17 protein-coding genes are annotated in these 20,575 nt (G+C 58.9%); 4 read left to right on the forward strand and 13 right to left on the reverse strand.

Annotation, left to right across the window (positions count from 1 at the left end):
* Positions 1-15 precede the first annotated feature (15 nt).
* From pheT to uvrA, 9 genes are all read right to left on the reverse strand, one after another.
* Positions 16-2,538, reverse strand: a complete 2,523-nt coding sequence (pheT, locus tag QP922_RS05105; protein WP_284808187.1) for a phenylalanine--tRNA ligase subunit beta — start codon at positions 2,536-2,538, stop codon at positions 16-18.
* Between the two features lie 27 nt (positions 2,539-2,565).
* Positions 2,566-3,612: a phenylalanine--tRNA ligase subunit alpha gene (gene pheS / locus QP922_RS05110; RefSeq protein ID WP_284808188.1), complete on the reverse strand. Its 1,047-nt coding sequence runs from the start codon at positions 3,610-3,612 to the stop codon at positions 2,566-2,568.
* Positions 3,613-3,709: 97 nt separating this feature from the next.
* The gene (locus QP922_RS05115; RefSeq protein WP_284808342.1) at positions 3,710-4,510 is read right to left on the reverse strand and encodes a TrmH family RNA methyltransferase; all 801 of its coding nucleotides are present in this window, start codon (positions 4,508-4,510) and stop codon (positions 3,710-3,712) included.
* Between the two features lie 128 nt (positions 4,511-4,638).
* On the reverse strand, positions 4,639-6,303 hold the full coding sequence (locus QP922_RS05120) for an alkaline phosphatase (protein WP_284808189.1): 1,665 nt from the start codon (positions 6,301-6,303) through the stop codon (positions 4,639-4,641).
* 214 nt (positions 6,304-6,517) lie between these two features.
* A complete protein-coding gene (rplT, locus tag QP922_RS05125; protein ID WP_005323264.1) occupies positions 6,518-6,901 on the reverse strand; it encodes a 50S ribosomal protein L20 in 384 nt (127 codons plus the stop codon).
* A 57-nt stretch (positions 6,902-6,958) separates the two neighbouring features.
* Positions 6,959-7,153, reverse strand: a complete 195-nt coding sequence (gene rpmI / locus QP922_RS05130) for a 50S ribosomal protein L35 (RefSeq protein ID WP_284808190.1) — start codon at positions 7,151-7,153, stop codon at positions 6,959-6,961.
* Between the two features lie 36 nt (positions 7,154-7,189).
* On the reverse strand, positions 7,190-7,711 hold the full coding sequence (gene infC, locus QP922_RS05135) for a translation initiation factor IF-3 (RefSeq protein WP_080550383.1): 522 nt from the start codon (positions 7,709-7,711) through the stop codon (positions 7,190-7,192).
* A gap of 266 nt (positions 7,712-7,977) precedes the next feature.
* On the reverse strand, positions 7,978-8,988 hold the full coding sequence (locus tag QP922_RS05140) for a serine hydrolase (RefSeq protein WP_284808191.1): 1,011 nt from the start codon (positions 8,986-8,988) through the stop codon (positions 7,978-7,980).
* On the reverse strand, positions 8,985-11,822 hold the full coding sequence (gene uvrA, locus QP922_RS05145; protein ID WP_284808192.1) for an excinuclease ABC subunit UvrA: 2,838 nt from the start codon (positions 11,820-11,822) through the stop codon (positions 8,985-8,987). Before uvrA ends, QP922_RS05140 begins: the two co-directional genes overlap by 4 nt.
* Before the next feature lie 76 nt (positions 11,823-11,898).
* Between uvrA and QP922_RS05150 the strand changes: the two genes are divergently transcribed.
* From QP922_RS05150 to QP922_RS05165, 4 genes are all read left to right on the forward strand, one after another.
* Complete coding sequence (locus QP922_RS05150; RefSeq protein WP_284808193.1) at positions 11,899-12,501, forward strand: MBL fold metallo-hydrolase; 603 nt, start codon at positions 11,899-11,901, stop codon at positions 12,499-12,501.
* 72 nt (positions 12,502-12,573) lie between these two features.
* Complete coding sequence (locus QP922_RS05155; RefSeq protein ID WP_284808194.1) at positions 12,574-13,497, forward strand: DoxX family protein; 924 nt, start codon at positions 12,574-12,576, stop codon at positions 13,495-13,497.
* Positions 13,498-13,660: 163 nt separating this feature from the next.
* A complete protein-coding gene (locus QP922_RS05160; protein ID WP_284808195.1) occupies positions 13,661-15,880 on the forward strand; it encodes a HelD family protein in 2,220 nt (739 codons plus the stop codon).
* A gap of 10 nt (positions 15,881-15,890) precedes the next feature.
* Entirely contained in the window at positions 15,891-16,901 is a 1,011-nt protein-coding gene (locus QP922_RS05165) for an App1 family protein phosphatidate phosphatase (protein WP_284808196.1), read from the forward strand.
* Positions 16,902-16,977: 76 nt separating this feature from the next.
* Here the strand turns inward: QP922_RS05165 and QP922_RS05170 are convergent, their stop codons facing one another.
* The 4 genes from QP922_RS05170 to QP922_RS05185 form a co-directional block, all read right to left on the reverse strand.
* Entirely contained in the window at positions 16,978-17,418 is a 441-nt protein-coding gene (locus QP922_RS05170; protein WP_070670066.1) for a universal stress protein, read from the reverse strand.
* Between the two features lie 111 nt (positions 17,419-17,529).
* Positions 17,530-17,979, reverse strand: a complete 450-nt coding sequence (locus QP922_RS05175) for a universal stress protein (protein WP_070670064.1) — start codon at positions 17,977-17,979, stop codon at positions 17,530-17,532.
* A 75-nt stretch (positions 17,980-18,054) separates the two neighbouring features.
* Entirely contained in the window at positions 18,055-20,154 is a 2,100-nt protein-coding gene (gene uvrB, locus QP922_RS05180; RefSeq protein WP_284808197.1) for an excinuclease ABC subunit UvrB, read from the reverse strand.
* A 21-nt stretch (positions 20,155-20,175) separates the two neighbouring features.
* Positions 20,176-20,538, reverse strand: a complete 363-nt coding sequence (locus QP922_RS05185; RefSeq protein WP_284808198.1) for a DUF4259 domain-containing protein — start codon at positions 20,536-20,538, stop codon at positions 20,176-20,178.
* Between the last annotated feature and the right edge of the window lie 37 nt (positions 20,539-20,575).

Here is a 20,575-nt window from a genome sequence, read left to right on the forward strand (position 1 = left end):
AGCTAACACAATGCGCTAGGCGCGCATCTCTGCACCCAAGCGCTGCTTGGCCAGCTCCGCAGCGGCAAGACGGTGCTCGTTAACTTCATCGTCCGTCAGCGTGCGGTCACCAGCACGGAAGAGCAGCTGGAACGCCAGGGACTTCTTGCCTTCACCGAGCTGCTCTCCACGGAAGACGTCGAAGAGCTCCACCGATTCCAGCAGCTCGCCCGCACCTTCTTCGACCACAAGGCGAACCTGCTCGGCAGGGGTCTCTTCGTCGACAACCAGAGCAATGTCCTGGTGCAGCGCTGGGAACGAGGACAGAACCGGTGCCGGGAACTTCTCATCCAGAGGCAACGCAGTGACATCAAGCTCCATGGCACAGGTACGTGCCGGAATCTCAAGTGCCTCAAGGACCTGCGGGTGCAATTCACCAGCGTAACCCACGATGGACTCCTCGCCGTCAGTTCCACGCACCACGATGGCTGCACAACGGCCCGGGTGCCACGGCAGCTGTTCCGCTGCCTTTACGGTTACATCAATACCAGCGGCACGAGCCACCTGGCGGGCGGACTCGATGGCATCGGCATAGCTGTAGGCACGTCCTGCTCCCCACGGACCTTCGTGCTCGATGTTGCCGGTGGCCACGGTGGCAACGTGGAGCGGTTGCTCCGGCAGGGAATCAAGCAACTCAGTGACAACCTCATCAGACGGGCGCGACTCCACCGACGGCATCGGGGAGGCTTCGGCACGTTTAAAGGCCACTTGCTGGAGACCAAAGAGAGCAAGGTCGTGACGGCCACGGGCGACGTTGCGGGCGATGGCTTCCAGCATGTTGGGAAGCAGAGTTGTGGACAGCACTGCCTTGTCTGCCTCCAGCGGGTTTTGTACCGCAACGGTTTGGCGGCGAGCATCGTCTTTGTCAAGACCCCAGGTATCAAAGGTGTCGTTGGCAATGAACGGTGACGGCAGCACTTCGGCATAGCCGGCATAAGCCAGACCGTGTCCGATGGCGCGGCGGCGCTTCTGCGCTGGGGTTAATCCGCGACCACCTGCCGGGGTAGGCAGCACGGTTGGAATATCCTCCAAGCCTTCGAGACGCAGTACTTCCTCAATGAGGTCCACGTCCATGGAGATATCCGTACGCCACGTCGCCGGGGTAACCTCGAGGGTCTCACCGTTATCGGCGACAGTGCAGCCAACCTCCTCAAGACGCGCCACGACAGTCTCGCGGGAATATTCCACACCGGCATACTCGCTGGGTTTAGTGACGCGCAGGCTAATGGGCTCGCGCTTGGCGACGTCCCCGACCAACGTACGGCCAGCTTCGATAGTGCCACCGGCAATCTGCTGCAGCAGCGCACAGGCCACGTCGAGGGCAATTTCCACGATGGCCGGGTCAACACCACGCTCGAAGCGGCGGGAGGCCTCCGATGACAGCTTGTGGCGGCGCGACGTACGGGCCACAGTAATCGGATCCCAAATAGCGGACTCGAAGTAGACGTCCGTGGTCTCATCAGAGATCTCGGAGGTCGTACCGCCCATAACACCAGCCAGGGACTGGATACCGTTGTCATCGCAGATGACCACATCACCAGCAGACAGCTCACGCTTGACGTGGTCGAGTGTTTCGAACTTCTCCCCTTCCGCAGCATTACGGACCACAAGATCACCGCTCACGACGTTGGCGTCGAAGGCATGCATCGGGGCGCCAAGGAGCAGCATGACGTAATTGGTGACATCGGTAGCTACGTTGACGCTGCGCTGACCGGACAACATGAGCTCGCGCTCCATCCAGAACGGGGTGCGTGCAGTCGGATCGATGCCTGATACCTTGCGCAGGCCAAAACGCTGGGCCTTAGTCTCGTCACGCAAGTCAACGTCGATAAGCGTGCCCTGTACCTCCGGAACTGCCGAGGTATCAACACCGGCCACGCTCGGGTCCTGAGCCACGTCCGGGAAGGTGAGATCGAAGGCCGAGGCAATTTCACGGGTAAGGCCACGGGCGGAGAGCGCATAACCGCGGTCTGGGGTGATGTTGACGTCGAAGGCAGTGTCGGCCAAACCGATAATCGGGCGGGCGTCCTCCCCTACCTTGTCTGCGACGTCATCACCAAGGACGATGATGCCATCAGCTTTAGGGCCGAATCCGAGCTCAGCGGCGGAGCAGAGCATGCCATTCGAAATGTGGTCATAGGTTTCACGTGCGGCAATCTTAAAGCCGCCCGGCAGTTCAGCTCCCGGGAGAGAGACCACGACATAGTCGTTGAGGCGGAAATTGCGGGCACCACAGATAATGCCCTGCAGCTCACCCGTGCCGTTGGCCTGGCCAACATTGACCTGGCAGTAGCGGATAGGTTTTTTGAACTGGGTAAGTTCTTCGATCTCGACAACTTGGCCAATGACAAGCGGGCCAGTGGTCTCCGGGAGCGCCTCGTAGCCTTCGGTTTCAAAGCCCACGCGGACGAAGCCGGAATCAAGATCCTCAGAGGGCACGGTCCAGCCGGAATGTGCGGAGCCCAGGATGCGGGTAACCCAGTCTTGGGAAATAAGCATTGTTTCTTTTCTATCCTTTCTGGGTTTTTATGCCTGCACGCCGAAGGGCAGGGTGAAGCGGACATCGCCTTCGACCATGTCACGCATATCGGTCAAGCCATTGCGGAACTGCAAGGTACGCTCAAGGCCCATGCCGAAGGCGAAGCCGGTGTACTCCTCCGGATCGATGCCTACGGCGCGCAACACGTTGGGGTTGACCATGCCGCAGCCGCCCCACTCGATCCAGCCGGCGCCACCCTTCTTGTTGGGGAACCACACGTCAACCTCTGCGGAGGGCTCAGTAAATGGGAAGTAATTGACGCGCATGCGCGTGGTGGTGTCCGGTCCGAAAAGGACCTTAGCTAGGTGCTCGAGGGTGCCGCGCAGGTGCGCCATGGTCAGGCCCTTATCCACGGCAAGGCCCTCCACCTGGTGGAAAACCGGAGTGTGGGTTGCATCCAGTTCGTCGGTGCGGAAGACTCGGCCCGGGCACGCGATGTAGAGAGGTACATCGCGGTCCAACATGGTGCGGACCTGCACCGGAGAGGTGTGCGTGCGCAGCACCTGCTTGGAACCTTCCTTTCCCACATGGAAGGTGTCCTGCAGGGTACGTGCCGGGTGGTCCGGCTTGAAGTTCAGGGCATCGAAATTAAAGTACTCGGCTTCCACCTCGGGGCCGTCAGCAATTTCCCATCCCATACCGACGAAGATGTCGGCGATGCGCTCCGACAACGCAGTAATGGGGTGCAGCGCACCGGTCTGCGCGCGGGTCGTCGAGATGGTGACGTCAACCTTCTCCGCCTTAAGCTGGGCAGCGCGGGCCTCCTGCTCAAGGATTTCACGAATCTGTGCAAAGGATTTCTCTACCTTGCCGCGGGCCATATTTACCGCGCGGCCAGCATCCTTGCGCTGATCCTTGGGCAATTGCCCCAAGGACTGACGGGCTTGCGGAATATAGCCGCTGTCGCCGAGATGCTCGCGGCGCGCGGCAGTGAGCTCTTCAAGGTCATGTGCAGCTTCGAAGGCGGCAATGGCCTTCTCCGCGGCTGCCTCGAGGGCCTCTTCGGTCAATTCGATCTGAGGTGTGTCGGACACGTGCCTAAATTACCTTCTTCTCGCACGAAAACTAACGGGAGCTATCTTACCGTGCAGCCTGACACCTGTGCCCACCAGCCCTCGCGCGCCGACGGGGCTAGTTGGACTGCTGCTTAGCGGATTCGTAGAGGCAGATGCTGGCTGCCGTAGCGAGGTTCAAGGATTCAGCTCGGCCAAGGATGGGAATGCGCACGCGCATATCCGCCTCATCCTTAAGGTCGCCCAAGCCATGCGCTTCGTTGCCGAACAGCCACGCCGTAGGCTGTGACAGGTCTGCATCGGCTAGATCTACCTCACCATCAGCAGCCGTAGCTAGCACCTGCATTCCTGAAGAACGCAACTTACCCAGCACGTCCTTGATGTTGGGGTCTCGTGCCACTGGAATGTGAAAGAGCGAACCTGCTGAAGCTCGCGCTACCTTGCAACCTAAAGGATCTACGGTGTCACCGGCGAAGATAACTCCGTCAGCACCCATGGCATCGGACGTTCTAATCAGAGTTCCCGCGTTACCGGGCTCAGAGGTCAGTACCGGGACAGATACCAGCTTCGGTTTTCCTGCCAAAATCTTGCCCGCGGTCCACAAAACTGGGCGGCACACTGCAAAGAGTCCAGTGCTCGTCGCCGTATCCGAGAGATGTTTCGCGGCCTTGTCAGTAATCGGGTGCACATACACGTCCATGTAGCTGCACGTGGTCACGATGTGCGCGAAGCGCTCGGCTGCCTTCTCTGTGACGAAGACATCTGTCGCCGCTCCTGTAGACACGGCTGCGTCCACAGCGTTCTCGCCTTCAATGATGAAGCGATCGGCCTTCCTTCGATTGGCCGCGCGATGCAATTTGGCGGCGTTGACCACGCGTGGAGTGCGTTCAGTAAATGCCGACGAGAAATCTAGATCCATAGCTTTGACGGTACCCACCGACCTTGCCATTGAAAAGTTCTCCTCCACTCACGTGGGCTGCGCACTAGCTGCGGGTAAGAGAAAGGGGGACTGCGCCTAGCACCGTCCCCCGCAATTATATGCGCGACTTAGCGCAGTCCGATGCGCTTCGCCAGGTCAGTCAATGCCTTCACATTGACGTTGACCAGACCCATCTGCTGCCCAAACGCAGCGAGTGCGGCTACAACGGCGGCAAGAATGCCCATGCCTGTGGCAACACCAGCACCGAAGTTCTTGCTGCTCCCAGCGTCCTTCCTCGGCTTTGGTTCCTTGGAGGGCTCGGAGGGCTTGTTGTCGTCAGACGGTGCCGGCTGAGGAGAATTCTCAGTCGTAGAATCCTCGCTCGGTGTGTCGGCATCGCTGATCCACCACTGGTCAAAGACCAAGTTCGCCACCGTGGTGTTGTCAATGAAATCACCACGGACCGGGTCAGTTCCGGCCGCATGCGCCTTGATGTCCTCAGCACCCGCGCCCTTGAAGAAGAACGGGACGAGCTGGTTGGTGTGCTGACCGGAGTACCAGCCGTGACGCGCCACCTCATCCTTGGCACCTGCCATAGCGTTGAACTTGTTATCGGCCTCTGGGTTCTTTTCCGTCGGCACCTCATTGGCGCCGGAAAGGTAACCCGTCTCATGGTCAGCGGTCACGATGAGCAAGGTGTCTTCCCAAGAGGAGTTCTTCTCTACCCATTCGATGGCCGCATCGACAGCCTTGTTGAAGTCTTGCGTCTCTTCAATATCGCGGACTGGGTTGTTGCCGTGGCCAGCCCAGTCGATAGCACCGCCCTCAATCATGACGGAGAAGCCATCCTCGTCTTGGCCAAGGGCATTAAGAGCACCAGTGGTCATAGTTGGCAGATCAACGACATCGTTGAGCTCATCCGAATAGGGTGCCTCTGCCTCGCCAGTTCGGGAATTTTGGAGGGTGGAGCCTACCTGAGCGATGCCCCAGTACTTCTTGTCTGGTTCGACGTCACCGTCAGCCATGCTCTTGAAGTCATCATTGGATTCGAAGTAGTTCCAGTCCGTCTTGCCTTCGGAAAGCTTGGCGTAATCATCCTCGTAGATGAAGCTGTAGTCCGGAGTATCGAGCTTCTCGTGATCGTTGTTGTAGAAGGGGTGTCCGGCCGCCATCACGAGGTCGAGGTCGCTGTCCAGCATCTCCTTGGTGATGTCCTGCAACTTGTCGCGGTCCATGTTGTGTGCTGCCCATGCAGCGGGTGTCGCCTCAGAGTAGGCAACCGAGGAGACAACGCCAGCAGACTTCCCCTGCTTCTTAGCGCGCTCAGACATGTTTTCTTCCTTCATGCCGTAGTGCGACATACCAAGGATTCCATTGTTCGTCTTCACGCCAGTAGCCATCGCGCTGCCTGCCGCGGCCGAGTCCGTAATCTTGCCTTCCATAACGTACTCGTGGGTCTTCCACGCCTGCTCCGGGTCATAGGAGCCACCCATCGGGAAGGTTGCCATAGACAAGCGGTTAAATTCCTCGTAGGACTGGACGGTGTCGCCATCCTTTTCCTTCAGATTCTCGTCACCAAAGGCGCCGTCAACGAGGTACTTGGATTGGCCAGTCTCATAGAGGTTGGTGAGTGCCAGGTGGCCGTAGCCCATACCATCACCAATCATGTAGATGATATTCTTGGGGCCATTGTGCGCACTTTCCGCAGCACAGGCAGGACTAACGCCCAAGGATGCGACGGATGCAGTACTAACAACAGCCACGGCGGCGGTGGCAAGACGCGAGAGTGTCATCAGTGAAAGATTCTTTGTGAAACATAGACGAGCAATGAACACACGACACAATAGTTTTTATTCATGACTGCTCAGCGTCACGACTGTATATAAGAGATGAATAAATAGAAAACTGCTCCTCCATCCCGCCGCTCCCCCTCACCGTGCAACGCAAAAGCCCACCAACTCCCGACGATGGGAGCGGTGGGCTCGGTAACGCTTCTATGTTAGGTGCTTAAGCAGCCTTCGGAGCGTTGACGTCCTCCGGCAGTGCGGCCTTAGCAGCCTCACACAGAGCGGAGAATGCCTCGAAGTCGTTGACAGCAAGCTCAGCGAGGATCTTGCGGTCGACCTCGATCTCAGCCAGGCGCAGGCCGTGGATGAGACGGTTGTAGGTGATGTCGTTCATACGAGCAGCAGCGTTGATGCGCTGGATCCACAGCTTGCGGAACTCGGACTTACGGGCGCGACGATCGCGGTAAGCGTAAGTCATGGAGTGCAGCCACTGCTCCTTAGCCTTGCGGTAGAGGCGGGAACGCTGGCCACGGTAGCCCTTGGCGGACTTCAGGATCGCGCGGCGCTTCTTCTTGGCGTTAACTGAGCGCTTTACTCGTGCCACAGTAATACTTCCTTATCTTGATTGTGAGTGTGTGGGGATGGGGAGTTCGGCGCTGACTTATGCGCGGCCGAGAAGGCGCTTGACGCGCTTGATGTCTGCACGAGCGACGTCCTCGTCACCCTTCAGACGACGGGTACGCTTGGACGGCTTGCCCTCGAGGAGGTGGCGGCGGTTTGCCTGCTCGCGGCGCAGCTTGCCGGAGCCGGTCACCTTGATGCGCTTGGCGGTGCCCTTGTGAGTCTTCTGCTTCATGAGAATTAAATCCTTAAATCCTAAGTGGAGCGTGGTCTACTTTTTGCCTTTGCGGACAGGTCCCAGGACCATGGTCATGTTGCGACCATCCTGCTTGGGGCGCGACTCCACGACGCCAACTTCAGCGACGTCGTCAGCCAAACGCTCCAACAGGCGGAAACCCAGTTCCGGACGCGATTGCTCACGACCGCGGAACATGATGGTCACCTTGACCTTGGAACCCTTCTCCAGGAAGCGCACCACGTTGCCCTTTTTGGTCTCGTAATCGTGATCATCAATCTTCGGACGGAACTTCTGTTCCTTCACCACAGTTTGCTGCTGGTTCTTACGGGACTCGCGGGCCTTCTGGGCCTGCTCGTACTTAAACTTGCCGTAATCCATAATTTTGGCTACGGGCGGCTTCGCATTCGGTGCAACCTCGACCAAGTCAAGGTCGGCTTCGTATGCGAGCTTGCGAGCATCGTCAGTGCGGACGATACCCACCTGTTCACCACCGGGGCCAACAAGACGGACCTCGGGTACTCGGATGCGCTCATTAATGCGAGCTTCAGCGCTGATTGTGGTTCTCCTCGATTGTGGGGGCTAGTAGTGCGCCTACCGTGACCACAAACGAATAAATCCCGGGTGCCACTGGCAACCGGGAGTCTCTAACAAGTACGCACCACTGACGTGGCGCCTACTCTTTTACCTTTATCCTGCGTTCGCACTGAGCATAATCTCGTGAGCGACGCGGCTTCGGGTGGGAGAAACTCCGCTTGCGGCCCAAGTACCTCCTGGAGGAGGCGCTACGGGCGGTAGTGCCCACAACACTAACACCCACTGAGCTAGGAACCAAATCGCTGTGTCGAGGTGCGTGTCGCCGAGCTAGTAGCGGTGTCCCGTGTAGACGCCGAGCTGCTCACCGTCGCTGTGGTACTCGTCGTAGCGCTCGCGGAAGCCGTAGACTTCGGCTCACACTCCTTCACAGGCGTGAGCGCCCCCGCATCCAGGGCTTCTGTAACGGAACGATCCACGCCAGCAGCCAGCACGTTTAATGCAGGGATAGCCTTTTCGGCACTCTCACCGGGCATGGTGACCTCGATGGCAAGGCCAATCGAGCCGTCACTGCCGGCATCACGCACACCCACCTGGCGGTGTGTATAGCCGTTGTCCTCCTCAGACAGACCCCAACCACCTTTGGCACGAGTGTTGGGCAATTTATCTAAACCGTTGTCCTGCCACTCTACGATCTCATCCATGGCATCGTAGACGTACTCCGCTTCAGGTATGCACGGCAGGTGTGAGCCAAACAACGCTTGGTCCTTGAGCAACCAGCGCGAATACCCAAATGGTTCCTCCAGTTCACCAGTGGAGCCATAATCATCCAGAAGGTCTTTCAGTGAGCTGCTGGCATCGCCTTCGTTCCATTGCACATGGGACCACAAGGCGTAGGCGGCATCATTGTCTGACTCCTTGATGGCCAAGTCCACTAGGTCGGGACTTGCACCGTCGCGAAGCGCCGCGATGGCGATCGGAACCTTGACCGTGGACCACGTCGGCTCCTCTCCCGGCACGCCCGCCTGCACGACACCAGCGCTATCGGCCACAGCGACACCAGCCTTGATGTCGTACTCCTTGTATTCGCTCTCAACTTCGTTGATCACGTTGCGCAAAGCAACTTTCAGATCATAGTTGGAGGCTTGTTCAGATCCCTTAGCGTCTTGCTCGGAGGTCGCTTCAGCGCTTTGAGGGCCCTCGTCCGGCTTTGAGCAACCGCTGACAGTCGCACTAGTGGCAAGGCCCACAGCGAGCAGAACGGCGCCAAGGCAACCGCGTTCTTTTCTACTGAAGGTCACAAAACCTCCTTGAGGAAGCTGCCGGTATAGGAACCTTCAACCTGGGCCACGTCTTCCGGGGTGCCCTGAGCCACGACGGTTCCGCCGCCGGAGCCACCCTCCGGACCCATATCCACAATCCAGTCGGCAGCCTTGATGACATCGAGGTTGTGCTCGATGATGATGACCGAGTTGCCTTTATCCACGAGGCTCTGGATAACGAGCATGAGCTTGCGAATATCCTCAAAGTGCAGACCGGTGGTCGGCTCGTCGAGGATATAGACCGTGCGACCCTTTGTGCGCTTTTGCAGCTCGGAGGCCAGTTTCACGCGCTGGGCCTCGCCACCCGACAAGGTCGTAGCAGCCTGCCCCAAACGCACATAGCCCAATCCCACCTCGACCAAGGTATTGAGGTAGCGGTGGATAGATGTGATCGGTTCGAAGAACTCGGCTGCCTCCGTAATGGGCATGTCGAGGACCTCGGCGATGTTCTTGCCTTTATAGAGAACCTCGAGTGTCTCACGGTTGTAGCGCGCACCCTGGCATACCTCACACGGCACGTATACGTCCGGCAAGAAGTTCATCTCAATCTTGATGGTGCCGTCACCCTGGCACGCCTCGCAGCGCCCGCCCTTAACGTTGAAGGAGAAACGTCCCGGCTTGTAGCCACGAACCTTCGCTTCTTGGGTCTCGGCGAAGAGGTTACGGATCTTGTCAAAGACACCCGTATACGTTGCCGGGTTGGAGCGCGGTGTACGGCCAATGGGGCTCTGATCCACCTGCACCAGCTTGTCCAAGTGCTCAGTGCCTTCCACGCGCTTGGCGCGGCCTGGTACCTGACGGGCACGGTTGAGCTTATTCGCCAGGGTCTTGGCCAGAATCTGGTTAACCACGGTGGACTTACCCGAACCGGACACACCCGTCACACACACGAGGACGCCCAGAGGGATCTCCACGTCAATCCCCTTCAGGTTATTCTCGCGCGCGCCGACCACCTTGAGCATACGGTCACGGTCAATCGCTCGGCGCGAATCCGGCACGGCGAGTTCCTTGTGCCCAGAGAGATACTGTCCGGTGAGGGACTCCTCCACCTTCTCAATTCCGGCAGGTTCGCCTTGGTAGACCACTTGGCCGCCGAATTCGCCAGCACGGGGTCCGACGTCTACCAGCCAGTCAGCCTCCCGGATGGTGTCCTCATCGTGTTCAACCACGATGAGGGTGTTACCGATATCGCGCAGGCGTTTCAATGTTTTGATGAGACGCTGGTTATCGCGCTGGTGGAGGCCAATGGACGGCTCATCTAGCACATAGAGCACTCCCGCCAGGCCCGAGCCAATCTGAGTGGCGAGGCGAATACGCTGCGCCTCACCACCAGAAAGCGTCGAGGCGCCGCGGTCCAAGGTGAGGTAGTTCAGGCCCACGTCGAGCAGGAATCGCAGACGTGCCTGAATCTCCTTGAGCACAGCACCGGCAATGATTTCTTCACGGTGGCCCAGAACCAACGAATCGAGGAACTCCGCGGCGTCCTCGATGGACAGCGAGCTCAAGCCAGCAATGGACTGCTCACCATGTGCGGTCGAGGCCAAGCGCACGGCGAGAATCTCCGGCTTCAGGCGGGTACCACCACAGGTCGGGCACGGTACCCGGCGCGTGTATTGCAGCAGACGGTCTTTCTGCGATTCGGAATCCGTTTGCTCCAACTTGCGTTCCAAGAAGCCAATGGCACCTTCGAAAGGTGCGGACCAGTTGCGCTGACGGCCGTAGCGGTTCTTGTAGCGCATCGTCACTTCGACGTCGGATCCGTAGATCAGGGCGTGGCGCTGCTCTTTTGTGAGCTCTGAAACTGGAGTCTTGGGATCAAAGCCCAAGGCCTTACCCAGCCCTTCCACTAGCTTGATAAAGTAGCGTGAATTCGGGCTCGAGGTCCACGGCTGAATAGCCTCCACCGCTGGGGCATCCGGGTCCGGAATGAGCAGGTCTACGTCCACCTCAAGGCGCGTGCCTAGGCCATCACAGGCCGGGCAGGAACCGAAAGGTGCGTTAAAGGAAAAGGCACGCGGCTCGTATTCTTCCACTGTCAGCGTGTGGCCGTTCGGACAGGCGGCCTTCTCCGAGTAGGTGTGGGTCAGCTCTTCACGGTCGACGAAATCGAGGGTCACGAGGCCGTCGGCAAGCCGCAGCGCCGTCTCTACCGAGTCAGTAAGGCGCTGCTTCTGGGAAGCCTTGACTTGCAGACGGTCCACCACAACGTCGATATCGTGCTTGATTTGTTTCTTGAGCTGGGGCGGATCGCTGAGCTGATGCAGCTCACCATCGACGCGCACGCGGGAGTAGCCCTGCGCCGCCAAGTCCTTGAACAAATCCACAAACTCGCCCTTGCGACGCCGCACCACCGGTGCCAGAACCTGGAACTTTAGCTTTTCTTCTTGGCCCAGCACTTCGTCCACGATTTGTTGCGGAGTTTGGCGTTCAATAACCGCGTCACATTCCGGGCAGTGCGGGGTACCTGCACGAGAGAAGAGCAAGCGCAGGTAGTCGTAGATTTCCGTAATCGTACCGACGGTGGAGCGCGGGTTGTGATTGGTGGACTTCTGATCGATGGAGACAGCCGGGGACAGCCCGTCAATAAACTCCACGTCCGGTTTGTCCATCTGGCCCAAGAACATGCGCGCATAGGAGCTCAAGGACTCCACGTAGCGGCGCTGGCCTTCGGCAAAAATGGTGTCGAAGGCTAGGGAGGACTTGCCTGAGCCCGACAAGCCGGTAAACACCACGAGCTTGTCGCGCGGGATATCGATATCCACGCCTTTGAGGTTGTGCTCACGTGCGCCTCGTACGACCAAACGATCAGCCACTGATTGTTGCCTTCCTACGCAAGTAAATATTGGCTATGGGAGTTCTGGATCAGAATCTACCCGTAAGGTGGGATACATGAACAACGCGGTTGAACTTCATAAAATTTCCGTTTCCGAGATGGACAACCAGTGTTACCTGCTCTGTGCAGGTAATGAGGCGTTGCTTGTCGACGCCTCAGCGGACGCCCCCGCTCTCCTCTCCCTCGCTGAAGACCATGGGGTCACCATCACCGCTGTGCTCACCACACACCGTCATTGGGACCACGTCCGCGCTCTCGAAGAGGTCTTGGACAAGACCGGGGCGACTCACTACGCATCCTTCCTCGACTCCCCCGCCCTCCCAGCGCCTGTCGACGTAGAACTGGAGCACGGAGATACTCTCCCCTTCGCCGGGCACGAGTTCCCCGTCCTTATCCTCAGGGGCCATACTCCCGGTGGCGCCGCAATTGCCGTCGAGATCGATGGTGTGACGAACCTTTTCGTCGGCGATTCACTCTTCCCTGGAGGCGTGGGAAAAACGACGTCGGAGGGAGACTTCGTGCGCCTCTACAAGGATGTCACCCAAAGGATTTTTGATGTCTACCCGGACGAGGCAATCGTTCGCCCCGGACATGGAGACTCCACCACCTTGGGTGCTGAGCGCCCGCACTTGGAAGAGTGGTGGGAGCGCCGGTGGTAGCAGCGATTGTTGTTTAATCCGCGTACTATAGTGTGGCGAACGTCTTTATATATCTAATGAATGGAGCACGTCATGATTCGTAAGCTTGCCCGTCCTATGCTGGCCTCCGTGTTTGTCTGGGATGGTGTGGATACCCTCCGCAACACCTCGGAGCACGTCGCGGACACCGAGTCCGTGCTCAAGCGTCTTCGCAAGGTGCTGCCCCGAGAGTACGCAGGCTACATCCCCAATGATCCGGAGCTCGTTACCCGCGCGCTGGGCGGCGCCAAGACTGCTGCCGGTACCACCCTGGCTCTGGGTAAAGCTCCGCGCACGTCGGCTGCTGTGCTGGCTTTGACCCACGTTCCGAACCTCGTGGGCAATGCTTTTTGGTCCGCTGATTCCAAGGAGGAAAAGGAATCCCAGCGCACTAACTTCCTCACCAATACTGCTCTGCTGGGTGCCCTCGCCATCGTTACCCAGGACACCGAGGGCAAGCCTTCCTTGCGCTGGCGTACCGCTAAGGCTTCCGAGCGCGCCAATAAGAAGATTCAGGCCGCACTACCGGGTAAGTCTGAGCAGCAGAAGTTCGCGGAGGACGTGTCCAACCGCGCCAGCGACATCTCCTCTGAAGTCACCTCTAAGGCCAATGACTGGTTCGAGTCCGCTAAGGATTACGTCGAGGACAACCGTGATGACTGGGAGTCCACCGGCCGTGACTTCCTCGATAGCGCCCGCTCCTTCGTCGAAGAAACCGCTGAGACCGCTCGCGAGTTCTTCGATGACAACAAGGATGACTGGCTCAATGCTGCTCGTGACAACACCGAAACCGCTCGCAAGGGTCTGGTGAAGGCCGCTGGCAAGGCTCAGGATCGCGCTGATGCTGCCCTGGCGCAGGTCGACAACGTCGACAGCAAGCGTGCGCAGAAGAAGGCCCGCAAGCGTGCCGACAAGCTGCAGAAGGAAGCCACCAAGAAGCTGGACAAGGCCTTCGCGAAGTTCGGTGACCGTTTCTAAACGCCACGCCTAAGCTGCGGATAGTCCCCAGCACAATCACTGCACTTCTCAGTGCGGTGGAGAGGACAACGGCTCAGCGAGTATGCTGGGCCGTTGTCTTTTTTCATGTCCCTCTCTGCGCCTCTGTTCCACGAGAAGCCGTCATACGCGTCCAAGGAGCCTTGTGTCTGAATCTTCAACTGCGACTCACACCGAGATTTCCGCCGAGCAGTCATACGTCGATGGCCTCTTTGCACGCCTCGACAACGAGGTGCAGTCAGCGAATGAGCGCCTCAATGAGGTGCAGGCAGCCGTGGACCCGCATACGCCGGACGCGGATGCACTCGTGCGCCGTGAAACGGAGTATCACGGTTTGCAGGCGAAGCTTGACCGGCTCAATGTCGCCCAACTCGGCCTCGTCTTCGGCCGCATCGATATCGATGCCCCAGGTGATAACCCCACCCCAGAAGGTCTGGATCGCCGCTACATCGGCCGCATGGGCCTAGATGCCCGCGAAGAGGACTATCGCACGCTTCTTCTGGACTGGCGCGCACCAATGGCCCGCCCCTTCTACCTCGCTACCACCGCGCACCCGGAGGGCGTGCACGCGCGCCGCCATATCCGCACGACCGGCCGGACCGTCACCGGCATTAGTGATGAAGTTTTGGAAGGTGAAGCCAGCATTGAAAGCAGCGATGTGGCCAGCGAATCTGCCCTGCACCACGTCATGCACCGTGCCCGCACCGGGCACATGCCGTCCATCGTGGAGACCATCCAACGCGAACAGGATGAGATCATTCGCGATAGCACCCGTGGTGTCATGGTCGTCGAAGGCGGCCCTGGCACCGGCAAGACGGCGGTGGCGCTGCACCGAGTAGCGTACCTGCTCTACACCTACCGCGAACAGCTCGCCGCTACAGGTGTGCTCATCGTGGGGCCCAACTCCACGTTCCTCGAGTACATCTCCCGAGTGCTGCCGGAGCTCGGTGAGACCGGTGTCGTCTTATCCACCATTGCCTCCCTTTTCCCTGGCATCGACGCTACCCACTCGGAGTCTTTGCTGGCTCGCGAGATCAAGGGCTCTGAAGCCATGGCGGAAATTCTGTCGAATGCGGTCAAGGACTACCAGCGTCTTCCGGACGAACCTCGCGCCGTTGATATCGATGGCCTCGAGCTCATCGTCACCGCAGACATGGTCAAGGCGGCTCGTACCCGTGCCCGGCGCTCCCGCAAGCCCCATAACGATGCCCAGGCAGCGTTTGCTGAGCATCTCATCGAATCTTTAGCGCAACACATGGCGCAGCGCATCGGTGAGGATCCGCTGGGTGGGGAGAATCTGCTCTCCCGCGCGGACGTGGACCAGCTCCACGATGACTTGGCTGAAGAGCCACTCGTCGCAGAACTCATCGAGGAGTTCTGGCCGCACCTGTCCCCCACGGAGGTGCTTGCGGAGCTGCTCAGCAGCACTGCACGTATCGACTCCGCTGCTAGCGCATATGATGATGAAACCCGTGAGGCTCTCTACCGTGAGGACGGAACTGCGTGGACGCCGTCGGACGCTGCGCTTCTCGACGAACTCGCGGTCCTCATCGGCATGCCGGATCCGGAGGCTGAGCGCGCCGCCGAGGATAAGCAGTGGCGTGAACAGGTGGCCGAGGCCGAGGATGCACTAGATATCTTGAGCTCCTCCGATTCCACAGATAATGATGACGACATGTTCGAGGCGGAGATTCTCTCCGCCCACGACGTTATCGATGCCGAGCACCTCGCCCGCCGCCAGGAGGTACGCGATTCCCGCACGACAGCACAGCGCGCACGCGAGGACTACACGTGGGCCTATGGCCACGTCATTGTCGACGAAGCACAGGAGCTAACCCCGATGGAGTGGCGCATGATTTTCCGCCGCAGCCCGTCGCGGTGGATGACGCTCGTCGGCGATACCTCTCAGACCGGCTCCCCAGCCGGCGTCGATGAATGGGAAGAAACACTCGAACCATTTGTGGGCAATCGCTTCCGGCAGCACGGCCTCACGGTCAATTACCGCACGCCACGCCCCATCACGGAGCTGGCCAATCAACTTTTGGAAGAGATCAACCCGGGGGCCACGCCTAGTATTGCCGTACGCGATGGCGTCGACGTCATGTGGCGTAGCAGCCACATGAGCGAGGATACGGTACGGGACACACCAGGGACATTCACTGATTCTGAAGGCCGCCTACATGCGGTCATTACCGCGGACAATGTGGAGGAAATCAAAGGCCTCGAGTTTGACCACGTCAACGTAGTCCACCCCGATGACATCGTGGCAGCCTCGCCCCAAGGAATGCACAACCTTTATGTGGCCATTACCCGCGCGACGCAGTCGTTGACCATCTCCGGCCGCTACTCGGAGGTTTTCCGATAATCTGGTGCGCATGGCACTTTCCGATATCGCCCGCAAGATAGAATTCTCCACCAATTCCTTCACGTTAAAGCGTTCGGCACGTCAAGGATGGCGGCCTTCCGTCACTGGCTATTCTGGGTACGGTAATGCCGACTTTGTGCACGTTTTGGGCCGCGTGCTGATGCACGATCCCGAATCGGAAAACTCTGGAACATGGGCGCAGCGCGGCTACCGCCAGTTCTTCACCATTCAGGTACCGCGCCATGAGGTGGAGGTCACCGTCGGTAGAAAGACAGTGACAGGTACGACCAACCATAACGGCTATATTGACGTCCTCGTCCACAATCACGGCCTCGTGCCCGGTTGGCACGAGGTCACCATCCGTGCGAAAGGCGCAGATGAAGTTACCGCGGATGTGCTCATCGTGGGGGAAGACACCGAGCTTGGTGTGGTGAGCGATATTGATGACACCATCATGGTGACGTGGCTGCCGCGTGCCATGATCGCTGCGTGGAACTCGTGGGTCAAGCGCACCGATACGCGCACTCCCGTAGCGGGTATGGCCCGCTTTTATCGGAAGGTCGCTGAAGAGCACCCCGGAGTGCCGTTCATTTACCTCTCTACTGGTGCGTGGAACACGTATGACACCTTGGTGACCTTCATGGAGGAAAATGGCTTCCCGCGTGGCCCGCTCTTGCTTACGGACTGGGGCCCTACCCCTACAGGGCTCTTCCGCAACGGTCAGGAACACAAACGTGTGCAACTGCGCAATCTGTTCATTGCCTACCCGAAATTACGGTGGCTGCTCATTGGCGATGACGGCCAGCACGATCCCTTGACCTACGCCGATGCAGTAGCCGAACACCCAGACCGAGTGGCAGCAGTGGCGATTCGCAATCTTTCGCCGCAAGAGCAACTGCTCTCCCACGGCTCGCTAGCACCGCTGGTCAAGGCAAACGAGACGGGGTCTTTTGACATCCCGCTCATTCAAGGTGCCGATGGTCATGTTCTCGCCCGTGCCTTCCGCACCCTCCGTCTGTAGGTTTGCCTTCCACAAAACAAAGTGCGCGGCTCCCCCTAGCCGAAGGGAGGGGGAACCGCGCGCTTGACAATGCGTCTTAGCTGACGGTGTGGACGATCATCACATCGCAGTCAGACTGGCGAGCCACATCAGCCGGAACGGAACCCAGCAGGCGACCGGTCAGAGAGTTGATGCCGCGGTTACCCACGATGAGCAGGTCAGCCTTGTTGTCGTTGACAATGGACATCAGTGCCTGAACCGGGGTGCCCGGGCGGACAGCGGTCTCGACCTTTGTCGCACCGAACTGCTCCGCGTGCTCCTTGCCAGCGGTGAGGTTTGCCTGAGCCTTTTCATCACCAAGGATGGTTACGGAATCCTGGCGCAGAGTCTTGGACGCCTGCTCCTGGTTTTCGTAGTATGCACAGCCGATGATGAGGGTGGCATCGAAGGCTGCAGCGATCTTGGCAGCGCGCTCCACTGCAAGCAGGGAGGACTTGGAACCGTCGGTACCGACCACGATCTTGTTGTAATCGCTCATGATGACCTTTCTTCGCGAGCCCTCACGCACACGGGGCTCGGTTGACAATCAAATAAAGTTTTCGCGCACCCGCTAGTCTAACAACGCGAGCGCCACGACGTCGATTAGAACCTAGTCCTCGGTGGTGTTGACCACAACGACGTCTGCATGCGCCTTGCGGGTCAATTCCGTCGCCACTGAACCGAAGACTCGGCCACGCACCGAATGGATGCCTTTATTACCCACGACGAACAGGTCAACGTTGTAATCGCGGCCCACCTCGATGAGGGCGTTAACAGGGTCGCCCGACTTAGCGATGATGTCGATATGCTTCGCTCCCTCATTGTGCGCAATTTCAGCAGCGTTATTGAGGTAGCTCTCGGACATCTCCTCGCTGACCACTGGCAAGCGAGCATCCTCCGAGTTCGGGGCACCCAACATGGAACCGGAGTGGTTGTAGAACGCAGAAACGATGATCAGGGTGGCGTCGTAGGCACGGGCCATCGATGCGGCGGACTGTACCGCACGCAGGGAGGTCTTCGAACCGTCGGTGCCGACGGCGATAACGTTGTAGCTCAGCATATTTCTCCTTATAAGTAGCGTTTAATCTGTTTCTAGTATGGCACGTGAGTCCACGACGAGTGCGCTCATTTTCGCCTAAATTCCCGCTTCCTTGAGGCCGCGCTGTTCCTTCTTCAAATCCGCGATCTCGTCGCGCAGACGGCCAGCCAACTCGAACTTGAGCTCGCGTGCGGCGTCCCGCATTTGGGCGGTGAGATCGTCGATAAGCGCCTGCACCTCATCAGCCGCCATGGAGGACACATCGCGCTTCTCGACGATTGCCGTCGGATCCGCATCTGCACCATCCTCGGCGCCGTCACCGTCCTCATAGACTTGGTCGAGAATATCCGCGATCTTCTTGCGCAATGGCTGAGGATCAATGCCGTGCTCGGTGTTATAGGCAATCTGTTTCTCGCGTCGGCGCTCGGTTTCCTCGATAGCTTCTTGCATCGAGTCCGTAATCTTGTCTGCATACATGATGACCTCGCCGGAGACATTTCGAGCGGCACGGCCGATGGTCTGAATGAGGGATGTTGTCGAGCGCAGGAATCCTTCCTTATCGGCATCGAGGATGGCCACGAGGGACACCTCAGGGAGGTCAAGTCCCTCACGCAGCAGGTTGATGCCGACGAGCACATCGAATTCTCCCAAGCGCAGCTGCCGCAACAGCTCCACGCGCTGCAGCGTGTCGATATCCGAGTGGAGGTAACGCACCTTAATGCCGTGCTCCAGCAAATAGTCGGTCAGGTCCTCCGCCATGCGTTTGGTCAAGGTAGTAACAAGGACGCGCTCCTGCTTGGCGGTGCGGGCACGGACCTCGTCAATAAGATCGTCGATCTGTCCCTTCGTGGGTTTCACCGTCACCTTCGGATCCACCAGACCGGTCGGGCGGATGACCTGCTCCACGAACTCGCCGCCGGAGGCCGTCATCTCAAAATCACCAGGCGTCGCCGACATGTACACGGTTTGTCCCACGCGGTCCTCAAACTCATCGAAGGTCAACGGGCGGTTATCCACCGCCGAAGGCAAGCGGAAGCCAAACTCCACGAGGTTGCGCTTGCGGGCCATGTCGCCCTCAAACATGCCGCCAATCTGGGGCACGGTGACGTGGGACTCGTCGATGATAGTGAGGAAGTCTTCGGGGAAGTAATCCAACAGCGTTGCTGGTGCCGAGCCGGCTGGGCGGCCATCGACGTGGCGGGAGTAGTTCTCAATTCCGGAGCAGAAGCCAACTTGCTCAATCATTTCGAGGTCGTACTCAGTGCGCATGCGTAGGCGCTGTGCCTCGAGCAGCTTGCCGCGGTTTTCCAAGTCCGCGAGTCTCTCCGCCAGCTCTTCCTTGATGTCTTCGATGGCGCGGGCCATGCGTTCAGGTCCAGCGACATAGTGGGTCGCTGGGAAGATACGAACCTCGTCGACTCGCTCGATGACATCACCCGTCAGCGGGTGAATGTAGTAGAGCTCATCCACGTCATCGCCGAAGAATTCAATGCGCACCGCGCGCTCCTCATAGGCAGGGATGATGTCCACTGTGTCGCCTTTGACACGGAAGGTACCGCGGGTAAAGCCCACGTCATTGCGCTCATATTGAATATCAACGAGCAGGCGGAGGAAGCGATCACGGTCAATCTCCTCGCCTTCCTCAAGCACTACGGAACGGTCCAGGTAGGACTGCGGAGTACCGAGACCATAAATGCACGAGACGGAGGACACCACGACGACATCACGGCGCGAGAGCAGCGCCGAGGTGGCGGAGTGGCGCAGGCGCTCCACGTCCTCATTGATCGAGGAATCCTTCTCAATGTAGGTATCGGTTTGCGCGATGTAGGCCTCAGGTTGGTAGTAGTCGTAGTAGGACACGAAATACTCGACGGCATTGTGAGGCAGCAGCTGGCGCAGCTCGTTAGCCAGCTGCGCTGCCAGTGTCTTGTTCGGCGCCATGACCAAGGTGGGACGCTGCTGCTTCTCGATCAGCCACGCGGCAGTAGCGGACTTACCCGTGCCGGTAGCACCCATGAGGACAACGTCCCGCTCGCCGCGCGTGAGACGCTCATCTAGTTCTGCAATAGCTGCTGGCTGGTCACCAGCGGGTTGGTACTCTGATTCGACCTTGAACTCGCCGGAACGGCGCTCGACTTCACCGACGGGGCGGTGTTCAGAAACGGGCAGGATGGGATGTTCAGCAGCGAAAGCCATGCCGACCAGTCTAACGCGTCTTTAGGGCAAGGCGGCACGCGTCGAGCGCAGCCAGTCCTCCAGCTCACCCGTGGTCTCCCAGAGGGCATACACCGGAGAGGAATCAGGTTCCATCGCTCGATTCATTCGCTTGCGCAACCAAGCCTTCGTTTGCGGGGTACGCAGCTGGCGCACATCATCGAGGCACAAGCCGGCGGGAAGTTTATCGGGCGGCGTCGTGGCGAGCGCTCCGAGCGCAATGATGACTTCCGCATCATCAACATCGAGGGGTGTGTCTACACAGCTGCGTTTGAAGTTCTCGAGATCGAAGGAGCCATCACGAATGTCCGCGAGCACTGCGCACGCGGCGTGATTATCGAATGGTCCAACATCCCAGGTTCCCATGGAGGATGAGACTAAGCAGTGAATATGAACGAAGCGG

Source organism: Corynebacterium sp. MSK218, from assembly GCF_030232655.1.
Lineage (GTDB): Bacteria > Actinomycetota > Actinomycetes > Mycobacteriales > Mycobacteriaceae > Corynebacterium.

Coding starts and splice junctions, on each gene's coding strand:
- pheT (WP_284808187.1), bottom strand. CDS start 2,538: ATGCTTATTTCCCAAGACTGGGTTACCCGCATCCTGGGCTCCGCACAT.
- QP922_RS05115 (WP_284808342.1), bottom strand. CDS start 4,510: ATGGATCTAGATTTCTCGTCGGCATTTACTGAACGCACTCCACGCGTG.
- QP922_RS05120 (WP_284808189.1), bottom strand. CDS start 6,303: ATGACACTCTCGCGTCTTGCCACCGCCGCCGTGGCTGTTGTTAGTACT.
- rpmI (WP_284808190.1), bottom strand. CDS start 7,153: ATGAAGCAGAAGACTCACAAGGGCACCGCCAAGCGCATCAAGGTGACC.
- QP922_RS05150 (WP_284808193.1), top strand. CDS start 11,899: ATGAACAACGCGGTTGAACTTCATAAAATTTCCGTTTCCGAGATGGAC.
- QP922_RS05155 (WP_284808194.1), top strand. CDS start 12,574: ATGATTCGTAAGCTTGCCCGTCCTATGCTGGCCTCCGTGTTTGTCTGG.
- QP922_RS05165 (WP_284808196.1), top strand. CDS start 15,891: ATGGCACTTTCCGATATCGCCCGCAAGATAGAATTCTCCACCAATTCC.
- QP922_RS05170 (WP_070670066.1), bottom strand. CDS start 17,418: ATGAGCGATTACAACAAGATCGTGGTCGGTACCGACGGTTCCAAGTCC.
- QP922_RS05175 (WP_070670064.1), bottom strand. CDS start 17,979: ATGCTGAGCTACAACGTTATCGCCGTCGGCACCGACGGTTCGAAGACC.
- uvrB (WP_284808197.1), bottom strand. CDS start 20,154: ATGGCTTTCGCTGCTGAACATCCCATCCTGCCCGTTTCTGAACACCGC.
- QP922_RS05185 (WP_284808198.1), bottom strand. CDS start 20,538: ATGGGAACCTGGGATGTTGGACCATTCGATAATCACGCCGCGTGCGCA.